Annotated in this window: 15 protein-coding genes; 12 read left to right on the plus strand and 3 right to left on the minus strand. The window is 53.1% G+C overall.

From position 1 onward, the window contains the following. Position 1: 1 nt before the first annotated feature. Positions 2-814 (minus strand): class I SAM-dependent methyltransferase, encoded by an 813-nt coding sequence (locus METMI_RS0114155; RefSeq protein ID WP_232215230.1) that lies wholly within the window; start codon positions 812-814, stop codon positions 2-4. Positions 815-904: 90 nt separating this feature from the next. Here METMI_RS0114155 and METMI_RS24160 point away from each other — a divergent pair, with 90 nt between their 5' ends. Continuing rightward, complete coding sequence (locus METMI_RS24160; RefSeq protein WP_198007924.1) at positions 905-1,570, plus strand: MmyB family transcriptional regulator; 666 nt, start codon at positions 905-907, stop codon at positions 1,568-1,570. Between the two features lie 121 nt (positions 1,571-1,691). Here the strand turns inward: METMI_RS24160 and METMI_RS0114165 are convergent, their stop codons facing one another. Further along, positions 1,692-2,852 carry an aminotransferase-like domain-containing protein gene (locus tag METMI_RS0114165; RefSeq protein ID WP_019866951.1) on the minus strand — a complete coding sequence of 387 codons (1,161 nt, stop codon included), beginning with the start codon at positions 2,850-2,852 and terminating at the stop codon, positions 1,692-1,694. 72 nt (positions 2,853-2,924) lie between these two features. On the opposite strand from METMI_RS0114165, the gene METMI_RS0114170 reads away from it, so the two are divergent. The 11 genes from METMI_RS0114170 to METMI_RS28305 all read left to right on the plus strand — a co-directional run bounded on the left by METMI_RS0114170 (position 2,925) and on the right by METMI_RS28305 (position 11,455). Continuing rightward, positions 2,925-3,413, plus strand: coding sequence for a MarR family winged helix-turn-helix transcriptional regulator (locus METMI_RS0114170; protein ID WP_019866952.1), 489 nt, complete (start codon positions 2,925-2,927; stop codon positions 3,411-3,413). A gap of 58 nt (positions 3,414-3,471) precedes the next feature. Continuing rightward, a complete protein-coding gene (locus tag METMI_RS0114175; RefSeq protein ID WP_019866953.1) occupies positions 3,472-4,125 on the plus strand; it encodes an HAD-IA family hydrolase in 654 nt (217 codons plus the stop codon). Between the two features lie 258 nt (positions 4,126-4,383). Beyond that, positions 4,384-4,920 carry a hypothetical protein gene (locus tag METMI_RS0114180; RefSeq protein WP_019866954.1) on the plus strand — a complete coding sequence of 179 codons (537 nt, stop codon included), beginning with the start codon at positions 4,384-4,386 and terminating at the stop codon, positions 4,918-4,920. Between the two features lie 105 nt (positions 4,921-5,025). Further along, entirely contained in the window at positions 5,026-6,273 is a 1,248-nt protein-coding gene (locus METMI_RS25550; protein WP_019866955.1) for a glycosyltransferase family 4 protein, read from the plus strand. 91 nt (positions 6,274-6,364) lie between these two features. Further along, positions 6,365-7,441: an alkene reductase gene (locus METMI_RS0114190; protein WP_019866956.1), complete on the plus strand. Its 1,077-nt coding sequence runs from the start codon at positions 6,365-6,367 to the stop codon at positions 7,439-7,441. Positions 7,442-7,782: 341 nt separating this feature from the next. Continuing rightward, complete coding sequence (locus tag METMI_RS0114200) at positions 7,783-8,736, plus strand: ABC transporter ATP-binding protein (protein ID WP_019866958.1); 954 nt, start codon at positions 7,783-7,785, stop codon at positions 8,734-8,736. Continuing rightward, positions 8,733-9,494: an ABC transporter permease gene (locus METMI_RS0114205; protein WP_019866959.1), complete on the plus strand. Its 762-nt coding sequence runs from the start codon at positions 8,733-8,735 to the stop codon at positions 9,492-9,494. The genes METMI_RS0114200 and METMI_RS0114205 overlap by 4 nt, the downstream gene beginning before the upstream one ends. A 178-nt stretch (positions 9,495-9,672) precedes the next feature. Then, positions 9,673-10,461, plus strand: a complete 789-nt coding sequence (locus METMI_RS25555; RefSeq protein WP_019866960.1) for a hypothetical protein — start codon at positions 9,673-9,675, stop codon at positions 10,459-10,461. A gap of 142 nt (positions 10,462-10,603) precedes the next feature. Further along, on the plus strand, positions 10,604-10,969 hold the full coding sequence (locus METMI_RS0114215; RefSeq protein WP_019866961.1) for a hypothetical protein: 366 nt from the start codon (positions 10,604-10,606) through the stop codon (positions 10,967-10,969). Between the two features lie 49 nt (positions 10,970-11,018). Next, positions 11,019-11,234: a type II toxin-antitoxin system HicB family antitoxin gene (locus METMI_RS0114220; RefSeq protein WP_019866962.1), complete on the plus strand. Its 216-nt coding sequence runs from the start codon at positions 11,019-11,021 to the stop codon at positions 11,232-11,234. Continuing rightward, positions 11,231-11,455, plus strand: coding sequence for a type II toxin-antitoxin system HicA family toxin (locus tag METMI_RS28305; protein ID WP_083930327.1), 225 nt, complete (start codon positions 11,231-11,233; stop codon positions 11,453-11,455). Before METMI_RS0114220 ends, METMI_RS28305 begins: the two co-directional genes overlap by 4 nt. Before the next feature lie 540 nt (positions 11,456-11,995). On the opposite strand, the gene METMI_RS0114230 is transcribed toward METMI_RS28305, so the two are convergent. After that, positions 11,996-13,891: a pyruvate kinase gene (locus tag METMI_RS0114230; RefSeq protein WP_019866964.1), complete on the minus strand. Its 1,896-nt coding sequence runs from the start codon at positions 13,889-13,891 to the stop codon at positions 11,996-11,998. Between the last annotated feature and the right edge of the window lie 18 nt (positions 13,892-13,909).

A 13,909-nucleotide genomic window follows, 5' to 3' on the forward strand; every position in this document is an offset into this window, starting at 1 on the left:
TTCAACGGCTTGGCCGTGTGGTTTTTTCTGCTTCAACTTCAAGCATTACCATAGCCACATGGGCTTTGCCCTCTAAGTCTAGCGGGAATTTATCCAGATATTTTACAGAAACCTCTTCGATGAACATCCCCCTTTTTTCGGTTGGGATCCGCTGCGTATAGGGCAGCCATGTGGTGCGTATCCATCCTTCCAGCCCCGCTTTGCCGTTATGGGCCATATCTTTAGGGATGAGCCCGACACGGTTGATGAAAAATCCAGATTTCCCCAATAGCGCCTTATATTCATCGGGCCCCATAAAAGTAAAAGGGAATTCGAATCCGGTAAAGTACGGCGCCCATTTCTCGGCGGCTTTAACCTCGTCAATGACCGAGAGTATCCCCGCCGCATCGCTTTTCCCGCCCATGCGTAAGAGCATTTTTCCTCCCTCCCTGAGGCTTTTATATAAGCCTTCAATAACGGGTTGATGGTCATTGACCCAATGGAGCACCGCATTTGAGAAAACCAGGTCAAAACGGCCTTCAAAGGATAGGGCGCTGGCATCCATGACTTGGAACGAAACATTAGGGCACTGGTTTTGTGGATAGCTTGCTTGCGCTAAGCTTATCATCTGCCTGGAGTTATCAACGCCGACCACCGAGCCAGCGGCCACTAACCGGGCCAATTCCACCGTAACTTTGCCGTCACCACAACCTAGGTCAAGGATGTTTTCGGTTCCTGTCAAATTTAGACGGGCGATGATTTCCCTTGCCCATTTCTGTTGGGCTTCCGAGTTCCTCTCATAGTCCTTAGCGTCCCAACGGTATGTCTTCATCATGATCCCCTAAAATAAATGGATGGCAGGGGTATTGTTCCCCCCTTTTTTAACTGGTACAAGATGGCGATTTATACGGGTATAAAAGACACTATGACCGAAACAAGCCCCCGCCGCCTCCTGGCTGCCTTCATCCGTGCCCACCGTGAGAGTTTGCCGCCGCCTGCCCAGGCTGTCGGCCGGCGCCGGACTCCCGGTTTGCGGCGCGAAGAATTGGCGGCAGCCGCTGCGGTTAGCGTCACTTGGATCACTTGGCTTGAGCAAGGGCGCGAGGTTGCCGCTTCCGCCGCCGCATTGGCGCGTCTTGCCGAAGCGCTCAGGCTGGCACCGGCCGGGCGTGCTTCGCTGTTCGATTTGGCGGGGAAACGGGATCCGGCTGGCTCTGAACCACCGCCTGACTTGCTTCCCGGCCTTTTAAATTTGCCATCCTTGTTTAGGGGGCCGGCCTATCTCCTAGACCGCACCTGGACCGCCAGGGCCTGGAATGCTGATGCCGCCAATCTGTTCACCGGCTGGCTGGATGAAGGGGCCCAAGAACGCAATTTGCTTCAATTCGTCTTCCTCTGTCCTGATGCGAAGCGGTTGATAGCCGATTGGCCAGAACGCGCCCGCCGATTGGTTGCCGAATTCCGTGCCGATTACAGCCGCCGTCCGCAAGATGCGGCGATGCAAGCGCTGGTTGACGGTTTATTGGCCAATAGCCCGTTGTTCGCCCAGCATTGGCGCGGACAAGCCGTACTCAACCGCGAAGGGGGGTGAGCGCCGGTTCAATCACCCGTTACGGGGCGTGCAATGCTTTTTGCAAACCACGCTGCTAGTCGCCTTGCAACCGGACTGCAAGCTAGTCTGTTTGGCGCCAGCAGAGAAATAGGGGCGCCATTCAAGCGGAACAGCGCACTAATTCCGCCAGTTTCCCTAGGCCTAATTCGGCCTGCGTTTCGTCGGCGTGGCTGAAATTGAGGCGTAGCTGGCCGCAATTTTCCACCTCCATGGGCAGGAAGGGTTCGCCGGGCATGAAAGCGACGCCCGCTTCAATGGCTTTGGGCAGCAGTTGGCGGGTGTCGATGCGGCGGTTGAGGGTGAGCCAGAAGAACAACCCTCCGGGGGGCGTCTGCCAGCTGGCGAGGCCGCTAAAATGACGGCGTAAGGCGGCTTCGAAAGCGTCGCGGCGCTGGCGATAAGCCCCGGCCAATTTGTCCAGTTGTTGGCTACGTGCCGGATCATTCAGTTGCTGTAGCACCAACCACTGGCTGACCCGGTTGCTGTGCAGGTCGGCCGCCTGTTTGAGGCGTGTCAGGTAAGGCAGCAGATCCGGTGAGGCGGCTAGGTAACCTAGGCGCAACCCGGGTGCCAGGCTTTTCGAGAACGATCCCTGGTAAATCCACGGTGCCTGCTTGAGTAAGGCGCACACTGGGGTCCGTTCGCAAGGGTCATAGGCCAAATCACGGTAGGGGTCATCCTCAAATAAAGGGATGCGTGCGGCATCGCAGGCGGCGGCCAGTGCGGCGCGTCCGGCCGCATCCAGGCACTGGCCGCTGGGGTTTTGGAACGTAGGGATGGCATAGGCAAAAGCTGGCTTTTCGCGTAGCAACTCGCCCATATCCGGCGATCCTGCATCGTAGGCAACGAAACGGGCGCCGAAATAGCGGAACACCTGCAATGCCGCCAGATAGGTCGGTGACTCCACCGCCACGGGTGTACCGGGGTCTATGAACAGTTTGGCGACCAAATCAATGCCTTGTTGGGAACCGGACAGGATCAGCACTTGCCCGGCTGTGCATTGCAGGCCCAGCCCTTGCAGGTCTTCGGCAACCCGTTGGCGCAGCCCCCCTTCGCCTTCGCTGGCGCCATATTGCAGGATATGCTGCGGCATGGCGTCCAGGCTGAATTGGGGGAAACTGTCCACCGCCGGTAGCCCTCCGGCAAAGGAGATCATGCCCGGCCGGTTGATGACGGACAGGATTTCACGGATCGGCGACGGATGCAGGTTACGGGTGCGGGCAGAAAAATGGGGTTTGTGCTGCGGCGATAAATCATTCATGGCGGGCTATTTATAAATGTCAATAAGGTTGACCTATAGCCATGATAATGGCAACAGGCTTATAATGTCAATATGGTTGACCCAATATCCCCTACAGAAATGCCCGATGATAATGCCACGGCTGCCGACGGAGCTGTGCTTATGCCGCGTGAAGCCGCGTTACGCCTGGCTATCGAACAGTTTTATTTCGGCTACCGCGCCTTTACCGCGCAGCCGGACCGCATCCTAGCCCAACGCGGCTTGGGGCGGGTCCATCACCGCATCCTCTATTTCGTCGGCCGCAACCCACGGATTTCAGTGAATGCGCTGCTGGGCATGCTCAGCGTCAGCAAACAGGCATTGAACGCCCCCCTGCGGCAGTTATTGGAATTGCAACTGGTGGCAATGGGCACGGCCGGGCATGATAAACGGGTGAGGCAACTGTCACTCACCCCAAGCGGGGCACAATTGGAGGCGCTGCTCACGGGAACGCAGATGGAGCAACTGCAAGCCGTGTTCGAACAGGCCGGAGCCAGCGCCGAGGCTGGCTGGCACCAAGTCATGTGCCGTCTGGGAGGATAGGGTCATGGCCCCTACCAGCGCCTTGCTATCCAAAGCCCTTCGCTAGGCATCCCGGCAAATGGCAGGTATTTGTGTGATTTTTGATCTGGACGGTACGCTCGTGGACAGCGAGGGGCTTTGCAACCAGGCGTTCCTCGATCTGCTCCCGCAGCTAAATGATACGTTGGGGACATTAACCCAACGGTATCGCGGCAAAAAGCTGGCCCACATTTTGGCTGATCTTGAGGCCCGTCTTTGCCAGGGCTTGCCCGATGCGTTTGAACGGCGGTACCGCCAGCGTGTTGAGGAACTCTTTGCCCATGAATTAAAACCCATGCCCGGCGTTTTTGAAATGCTTGAAGCCATGAATTTCCCCAAGTGCATTGCCTCAAGCGGGCCGCTTGCAAAAATCCGTCAGGCGCTACAAGTGAGTGGCCTAGCACCTTATTTTGGCGATGCCCTCTTCAGTTCTTATGAAATCGGCTCATGGAAGCCAGAGCCAGGCATATTCCAATATGCCGCGAAGGCGAAAGGCTTCATGCCTAGCCAATGTGCGGTTGTGGAAGATAGTGAAGTCGGGGTTAGGGCGGCGACTGCGGCGGGTATGAAAGCCTTCCAATATGTACCCAATGGCGGGGCTTCACTGCGCCAAAATGGATTTGTCACGCCATTTGACGATATGCTGTCGCTTCCCCAATTGCTGGCCCATTTTGCTGGCCATGGCCATGCCTGACCTTTTTCCGAATGCCTTGCGCAACATGCTGCGGCAGTCCCTACGGAACAGGCGCCAGCCCGCCCGCTTCGGGCATGGTTTCACTGCACCCCGTTTGACAAGGTGAAAAATGCCGTTGGGCCTGGTTTGCAGGGGAGGATGTGTTGGCGGTTGCCCGCCACTATCGCTGATTTTGCCGCACTTAAAAATACTTTGATTCTGGTTGAATCTACATTAACATTCTAACTTTATATTCAATTAGACCCATGGAGATCCGCTATGAGTGCATTGCCCGTCCCTCTTACTGTCATCAGTTCCACCAGCAACCAATATTTATGGGGGCAAATCGGCATTGGCAATAATGTCCTAACCCAACAACCTAAAAATCCGGGCTACTGGATCCTGGTTCTTGACCGCCGCACCTTGAATGTGGTGTTTAACCAATTCCAAGAAGCGCCAAACGTAGCCCCAAACTTGGGTGATTACAATTCCAGTGATTACATCCTGGTGTTGGGCACCATTGGCGTTGGCTTGAACAACCAGCCCCAGGGGGAGTTTTTTACCTTTCTCGACCTCAATGGCGGCGGACGTGAACTGCGCAGGGTCAACCAGGTGGCGACACAATTCAACTGCGGTTCCCTGGGCACTTTTGGCTACGCCCTGGTCGGTACGCTTGGGAATCAGGACATGCCAGGATTCGAAGGCAGCCAAATTACGGCAGGTATAGATCTTGCCCCCATCCTGACTGTCCAGTTGTTGCCCAATGATATTAACGGCACCACTTTCTATACTCCAGTCAGTTTGAACGATGCTTAACTGGCTTTAATCGTCCACACCAGGTTCCGCCAGGCCAACACCAGGCTGGCGGAACCCATGCCTAAAGTTCTATATGCCAGCGGATTGCCCCATTCAGCTTAGGCCATGATACAGTCGTCGGAACGCCCGCATCTATTGCTATTCGGTTGGTATCGTCCGGGCACCGGTTTCACCCGCGTCCTGGAAGCGCTGATGCCACATTTGGCCCAGGATTATCGGGTCACCTGGATGGGCGTAGGTTATCAGGGGGAGGCTTTTAATTGGGCCGAAGGGGTGCGGCTGGAGCCTACCGACCTGCATGGCGGCGATATGGTGGGGGCTTATGGTGCGCGATTACGTTGGGGCGAACTACAACCGGACTTGGTGTTTGCGCTCAATGACTTGTGGTATTTAGTGCACTATTCGCGCGAACTCGCGGGCATCCTTGATCATGTTCCGATGGTCGGTTATTTGCCGTTGGACGGGCATATTCAAGATCCACAACAGGTCGCTGAATTGCTTGGCTTCAGCCGTTTGGTAACTTATACACGCAGTGCCGCGCTTGATTTAACAGAAGCCTTGCGGGCAATGGCTATCAATACCCGAGTGGATTGCCTGGGGCACGGTGTGGATTTACATCGCTTCCACCCGCTGCTTGGGTTGGGCGATGAAAATTTGTGCCTACAGCGCATGCGCTTGGCGCAGCAGTTTTTCCACCTCTCCGAGCCCAGTTTCGTCGTCCTCAACGCCGCACGGCCGGATCCACGCAAACGTATCGACCTGACCCTGGAAAGCTTTGCGCGCTTTGTGCAAGGCCGCCCGGCGAATATCTATTTATGCCTGCATCAGGCTTTCGCACACCCCCAATTTGTCAACCCGCTACGCGAGCAGGCAAATGCGCTGGGTATCGCCGAACGGATACTTTGGTATCCTAAGCAGGCCGGCCCCTTGGATGATGCCGAATTGAACTGGCTTTACAATGCTTGCGCGGTCGGCATCAACACCGCCGTGGGCGAAGGTTTTGGCTTGGTCAGCTTCGAGCATGCGGCGACCGGAGCGCCCCAAGTCCTGCCCGACCAGGATGCCTTGCGCGAATTATGGGGGGATGCGGCGCTACGTATTGCCACCCGCCCCCTGCGTACCGAATACTCCCCGCTGGTTATGGTCGAACCGTCGGTTACCGATGCCGCCAGGTCTCTGGCCCGATTAAACGATGATGGGGCCTTGTATTCAATCATGGCGAGGGCGGCCCGCCAACATTGTGAACGGGAAGACTTGGATTGGGGGCATGCCGGCACTTGTTTGCGTCAGTTGCTCAGCGAGGAGCTGGGCAAATCAAGGATTAAATCGGAACGGCCTAAAACTTACCCTTGACTGTTGGCACCGGTCTGGCTTTAACTATCTACAGGGCCTTATGCCGGGCAGTCGCCTTGCAGGCTAAAGCGAACCATTACAAGAGGATAAAATGACTAATCTATTTGAGCCCATCACTGTTGGGGCGATTAAGCTCCCTAACCGGATTGTAATGGCACCGCTGACACGCTGCCGTGCCAGCACCGGAAGGGTGCCTAATGCGCTGATGGCTGAATATTACGCGCAAAGGGCGGGTGCGGGACTGATTTTAAGCGAAGCGACCAGCGTTTCCGCGCAGGGCGTCGGTTATCCGGATACGCCGGGGATTTGGTCGGAGGCCCAGGTCGGGGGCTGGGCTAAGATAACCCAAGCCGTACACGCCGCCGGTGGACGGATTTTTTTACAGCTATGGCATGTCGGCCGGGTTTCCCATCCGGATTATCTCAACGGCGAACTGCCTGTCGCCCCAAGCGCCATTGCGCCACAGGGCCATGTCAGCCTGTTGCGGCCTCTGCGGGCATACGTGACGCCGAGAGCTTTGGATATGGCTGAAATTTCCGGCATTGTCGATGCCTACCGCAAAGGCGCGGAAAACGCCAAACTGGCGGGTTTTGACGGCGTCGAGCTCCATGGCGCCAACGGTTATCTGCTCGACCAGTTTTTGCAGGACAGCACCAACCAACGCAATGACCGTTATGGTGGCCCGATAGAAAACCGTGCCCGTTTGCTGCTGGAAGCCACCGATGCCGCGATTTCAGTCTGGGGCGCGGATCGCGTTGGGGTCCATCTTGCACCTAGAGGCGATTCCCATTCCATGGGCGATTCCGATCCCTTGGGTACCTTTGGTTACGTGGCAGAGCAATTAGGCCAACGCGGTATTGCCTTTATTTTTACCCGCGAATCCCTAGGGGAAAACCGCATCAGCCCCGCATTGAAAAAACGTTTTGGCGGCGTTTTGATCGCCAATGAGGGTTTTAACCGGGAAACGGCCCAACAGGTGGTTGCGGCAGGGGAAGCGGACGCGGTGGCTTTTGGCAAGGACTTCATATCCAATCCGGATTTGCCCCGCCGCCTGCAACTGAACGTGCCGCTCAACCCTTACCATCCCGATACGTTCTACGGCTATGGGCTGCGGGAGCCTGAGACGGGCTATACCGATTACCCCAGTTTGGTGGCGGAAGCGGGTTAGGGTTAGGCCAAAATGGGGTGCGGCTTTGGTACGTGGGACGCGCCCAAATTCGCGGATGTTCCAGACGGCGATATTAACCGTTTCATCAGGTTTCGAAGACGGGATCTGGGCGTCGTCGATACGCTTCTTGGGCGCGGGGAGGCCGGCAGCAATTTCAGGGGGACTTGCCCGTGGCGCATAACAGCTATGTTAGTATTCGTTGGCCGATATGATGACGGCCAATAATATCGGTGCCGTCCGCTGAAGGACAACAATGCCGGACAAATTCCTTTACCTATGCCCCGGCTATTAGACAGGCGCTGGAATTTACATTCATCCATAAAAAATGCCCCACCTAGACTATGAATTCCGATAATCCTGACCCCATCATCTTCGTGCGCGGCGTTAACAAGACGTATCCCGGCGGTTTCCAAGCGCTGAAGAACATCGACTTGGACATCAAGCGTGGTGAGATATTCGCCTTGTTGGGCCCCAATGGTGCGGGCAAGACAACGCTGATCAGCATCATCTGCGGTATTGTCAACGCCACGTCTGGCACCATTACCGCCGACGGCCACGATACCGTGCGGGATTACCGCGCGGCGCGGGCAAGCATCGGCTTGGTGCCGCAGGAACTGCATACGGACGCGTTCGAGTCGGTCTGGGCCACGATCAAATTCAGCCGGGGCTTGTTCGGTAAGGCGCCCAACGCAGCCTACCTGGAAAAAGTGCTGCGCGATCTATCGCTGTGGGACAAACGTGACCAAAAAATCATGGCGCTATCCGGTGGTATGAAACGCCGGGTGCTGATCGCCAAGGCACTGGCGCATGAACCAACGATATTGTTCCTTGATGAGCCGAGCGCCGGTGTGGATGTGGAGTTACGGCACGATATGTGGCGGATGGTGCACGGGCTTCGTGCACAAGGCACCACTATCATTCTGACCACCCATTACATCGAGGAAGCCGAAGATATGGCTGACCGGATTGGCGTCATCAACAAAGGTGAGCTGATCGTAGTTGAAGACAAGGAACGGCTGATGCGCAAACTTGGCAAAAAGCAGCTCGCCTTAGTGTTGCGGAAGCCTATGGCCAGCATCCCGGCCGGTTTAAACGCTTGGCCGTTAACGCTCTCCGACGACGGGCAAGCCCTGATTTACAGCTTCGATACCCAGAAAGAAGAATCCGGCATTGCCGAACTGTTGCGCGCGCTGGGGGAACATGGCATCGATTTCAAGGATTTACAATCCACCGAAAGTTCGTTGGAAGACATCTTCGTCAGCCTGGTACATAAGCCTATGGGGGCACGGGAATGAACATCTATGGTATTCGCGCCATTTACCACTTTGAAATGGCGCGCACCTTTCGCACTCTATGGGAAAGCATCGCCGCACCGGTGCTGACCACCTCGCTGTACTTCATCGTCTTCGGCAAAGCCATCGGTTCGCGTATGGGCGACATTGACAGCGTCAGTTACGGCGCCTTCATTATCCCAGGGTTGGTGATGCTGAATTTACTGAACGAGAGCATTTCCAACGCTTCTTTCGGGATTTACATGCCCAAATGGGCGGGCACCATTTACGAGTTGCTATCGGCGCCGGTTTCGTGGGCAGAAGTGCTGCTCGGTTATGTGGGGGCGGCGGCGACCAAGTCGGTGGTGTTGGGCCTGCTGATTCTGGGCACGGCTCGCCTGTTCGTGCCTTATGAGATCGCCCATCCCTTGTGGATGGTTGCTTTTCTGTTGCTGACCGCGGTGACCTTCAGTTTGTTCGGCTTCATCATCGGCCTGTGGGCGGACAGTTTTCAGAAACTACAGGTGGTGCCGATGTTGGTTGTCACCCCGCTCACATTCCTGGGAGGCGCGTTCTATTCGGTCAATATGTTGCCTCCCTTGTGGCAGAAGATCACCTTGTTCAATCCGGTGGTGTATCTGATCAGCGGCTTTCGCTGGAGCTTTTATGGTATTGCCGATGTGAATGTCGCCATCAGTATTGGCATGACGTTTGGGTTTCTCATCATTTGCCTGGCCTTTGTGTGGTGGGTGTTTAAAACCGGGTATAAAATTAGGAACTGATGCGGGAACCGTTAACATGAAAACCTCCAAAACATCTATAGACATAGTTTGGATGATATGCAGATGAGGAAATTCTTTGCCGTTTAGATAGTTATTGAGGTAATGCAAGTTTTGCAGTATGTATACGGAAACTATCTAATTACTAGTTAGGCATTTTTGGGCGGGCTATGGGAATTTTATGAAGAATGGCATTTATACAACATGGCCTTTGTTGCTTTCCGCATTTCTTCTTATATTGAATGATCATGTACTTAAGTATTCTTTCCCAGGTATTGTTACAGGAAAAATATCTGACTTTTCCGGAATATTTCTTATCGTTTTGGTGTTGAGAGATGTATTTCCAAAGAAGGTGTTGGAAACTGCTGTGCTTGTAGTTGGGTTGTTTTTATACTGGAAAAGTCCATATTCTCAAGGCTTAATCGAATTCATTAATTCTTATAGCCCGATAGAGCTTATTCGAACGGTTGACTACAGTGACTTGGTGGCTTTTGTAATGATCCCTGTTGCACACTTTGTTTACGAGAAACGTGAAAGATTTACATTAAATTTAAATAAACCTGAGCTAATTAAAATCCCAGCCATTGTACTGACTGTCTTAGGAATTACAGGAACCTCGACGTTACCTCAGCCTGATATATTCGAAATAAGAAAAGAATCCTCTAGCGAACGCATTGATATTGCTAAGGCAATCAGTGCCATTGAGAACGTTACTAACCCTTATAATTTAATCTGTAAAAAATGCAACCCATTGGATAACGAAGGTCTTTACGAGAATGACAAAATTCGCCTATTTTATCGTGTGTTGAAAAATAACAGGGGAATAGAATTCAGAATAATGGGTTCTCCAAGAGGGTCAATTTTTGATAGAGGCTCTCGGCAAGAAGAGGCTCAAATTGAAAGCGATTTGCAATATTCTTTAGGGCATCAGTTCAAAGGAATGGCGTTTGTTATTAAGCATTTGAAATAGATAATCATGCCCAGCATGGCACTCAACCGGAGCGCGGTTATAATGCGGTTTTGTTTATTCAGCTTCCCGTGCCGCGCCCGGTTAGTTCTACGTTAGGCAATAAAAATGAACTGCCAGAAATTACTTAAGGGAAGCTAACCGGATGACCTATGATGTAATAGCTATAGCTTGTGAACAGCTAAGTTATAGGGATAAATTGCGTCTCGCACAGTTACTCATTCAGACCGCCAGAAAAGAGGAAGAAAATGCAAATCCTCAAAATCGTTCTGAACCAAAAAACGTTGAGAAAGCAAAAGAAGAGACTTTGAATGAAATCGGCACTATAGAATACGTTGTTGAAAGACTATTGAAGTTAAAACCTGTCAAAAAACAATCCCTAACGAATTCAATCAAAGCCATGTTTCAGTTCCAAGGTGGAATTGCTGACTCAGATGTAGACAAAATTATTTCTGAATTGAAAAAACGTAAGCTCATTAAAATTGAGCAGAATAAAGTTATTTATTTGTAGCGTGTTAAAGTTAGTTATCAAGCCTGAGCATAGATGGGATTTAAATAGCATGATGAAACAATTCGATGTAGTTATTGAGAAAGATTCCGAGGGATATTTTGTAGCTTCTGTTCCAGCCCTGAAAGGTTGTCATACACAAGCTAAGTCATTAGATGTACTTATGGAGCGTATTAGAGAAGCTATTGAGCTTTGTTTGGAAGTTCAGGACGAGATGTTCGAGCCATTGGATTTTGTTGGCATTCAGCGAATTTCAGTTGCGGCATGACATCTTTTCCAAGCTTAACCGGCAAAGATTTATTGCTTGCCTTGAAAAAAGCTGGTTTTTCGGTAGTTCGAGTTAGGGGAAGCCATCATTTTGTACAACATCCAGATGGTCGCTCAACGGTTGTGCCCGTCCACGCGGGCGAAAGCGTTGGGCCGGGCTTAATAAGCAAAATTCTTCGTGATTGTGAATTAAGCCGTGAGCAACTACAAAAATTCTTATGAATACCGAGTTTGCCTAACTCAATGCTCCAGCGGATTTTAGCTACCGCTGGGCTAAGCGTTAGAACTTACGAGTACCCATGGCGAAACTTTCAGGGCAACAAGCCTATCTCGCAATGTTTCCGTTTCTTGAAGCAGAATATCGGCTCACATCATCTGGTGAAATCGGCGGATTGCTAGGCAGCATAACTACCAGATGGCCCACCTGCTGACCCTGCCATCAAAGAGCAGTGGAGCGAAGCAGTAGCCGCCGCATTAGAAGGTAAGGTCAATGCCGCCCTCACTTTCACTAAATGAGTACCACAATGCGTCAGGTTCTAACCCTGCGCCCAAGCCGGACGGCCGCTAATCGCGTCCGCCCCTTAGCTTCACGTTGAATGGTCGCTCATTGAATCGCAGCCGACATTGATTGGAATTCTTTGAATGCTCTTGTGGGTCGAGTCCGGCCAGTTGATTATTTTACGTGGCTGGAATGCCAATCTAGGCTTTCAGGTGCTGTTCAACTCAGGCCAAGCCTGAACTGGCACATCTAACAACCGCCATTTACCAATGCAACGCCCGTAACCTGGAAAACTTTTTCCGCTGGTGTTCCTGCATCCTGACCATCACATTCACTAAGGCTTCAATGGCATCCAGTATGTACGGGCCTTTGTTCAGCATCACGCATTCCGCCCGCACCGCCATCGCCGCGTCGGTAAACTCCGGCCTGGAACGCACGCCTTTCTTGGCGATGGATTCCAGCACTTGGGTGGCCCAAATCACTGGCACATGCGCCGCCTCGCAAAGCCACAGCAATTCTTCCTGGATTTCGGCGAGCCTGGCGCTACCCAGTTCCACCGCCAAATCCCCGCGTGCGATCATGATGCCCAAGCTATGCCGGCCAATGGTGCCGAGAATAATATCCGGGAGGTTTTTCAGGGCAAGGTTGGTTTCGATTTTGGCAATGATCGGCAATTCGGTGGCGTTGCGTTTGGCCAGTCCGGCCATTAAATAATCCATGTCGGCTAGCGTTTCGACAAAGGAAAAGCCTATCAGGTCGGCGTGGGTGCAGGCAAAATCTAAATCCTGCAAATCCTTTTCGCTTAAGGGCGGCAAACCCAACTGGGTGTCAGGAAAGTTGATGCCTTTGTCGCTTTGGATACAAACGCCGCTGCTGCGCACTTGGTTGACACGCAACAAGGTGCCTTGTCCGGTGATGGCTTCCACCACCGTGCCTAGCTTGCCGTCATCAATCCACACTGGCTGGCCTATCTTTAATTTGGCGCTGAATGACGACAAGGTGCAGCCGATTTGTGCAGGCTGTGTCAGGGCTCCGTTTTCATCGTATTTGGCAGGTTGGCCGATAACATCATTTTCGGTCAGCAATAACAAATCGTTTTTGAACAAGCGTATTTCCAGTGGCATACCGGCAAACGTGCCCAGATTAAACCTCTCATTGGTGTCGCCCTCATCCGCCGGGCCAGTGGGCACTAAGGCCACTTCGCAACCGGATTCCAAGTAACTGCTTTGGTCACAACTCGCCAGCCATGCCTTATCGGATTCGGCTTGCTCGACCAGCAAATGCCGCGCTTTACCCCGCGCATCGACAAATTCCAGGCGGCAACCAGAGTCCAGTTGGCTGTGCAGCGCCTCAGGGATGGGGACGCGGAACAGCGGCCCGCCTCCCTCCCCATGGCCATGCCGATCCTCGTGGTTTGCCGTCAACAGCAGCCGGGCTTTGGCAATGACGGCGCCACGCACATCTTTTTTGACTTTAATGTGATGGATGGGCGGCCCTAAAGCAACCGTTCCGGTGCGGATCTTATGCCCGGCCAGATCCATCAGGATGCGGCAGATTTTACCGGTTTCGGTTTCCGCACGGCGGATATTGCGGATCATATTGCGCCAGACTGGCGCGTCGTCATGGGCGCAATTAATCCTCGCGCAGGTCATGCCTTTATCCAGCAACGCCAGGATCAACTCGTAATTCCAGGCGGTTTCCGTGGCTAGCGTCACCATCACATGGACTTTGCTGTGTTCGTGGAATGGCCCGAACAATTCGATGCTGTGCTGCTCAAGCAATTGCAAACCGCGGTTAAACCCTGACTCGCTCGGGTTTTTGTCATCCAGGGAATAGCTCTTATCGGTTGCCCGCTTGAGCACGTCGGTCACCGCGTCCAATGTCGATAACACCGAGGCTTCCGAGCGCCCCAATGACGACAACCCGGCTTGCGCAAGCCTATCTTGCAAATGGCGCAGGTCGAATTGCCTTAAGGCCAGATAATGCGCAAGGTTCACCGCGCTTTTATTGAACACGCCAGCGCGGTAGTAAGCTTGGTATTTGTCCAGGCGGCTGCTTGCGTGGGCAGTGATTTTTTCGCGTAAATCAGTCACATCAATGAGCAGTTGCTTTAGGGTGTCGTCGTAAATGTCGTGATTGCTTATGTTGGTGTCGGTCATGGCGTTTAGGGATGGATA

Source organism: Methylovulum miyakonense HT12 (assembly GCF_000384075.1).
Lineage (GTDB): Bacteria > Pseudomonadota > Gammaproteobacteria > Methylococcales > Methylomonadaceae > Methylovulum > Methylovulum miyakonense.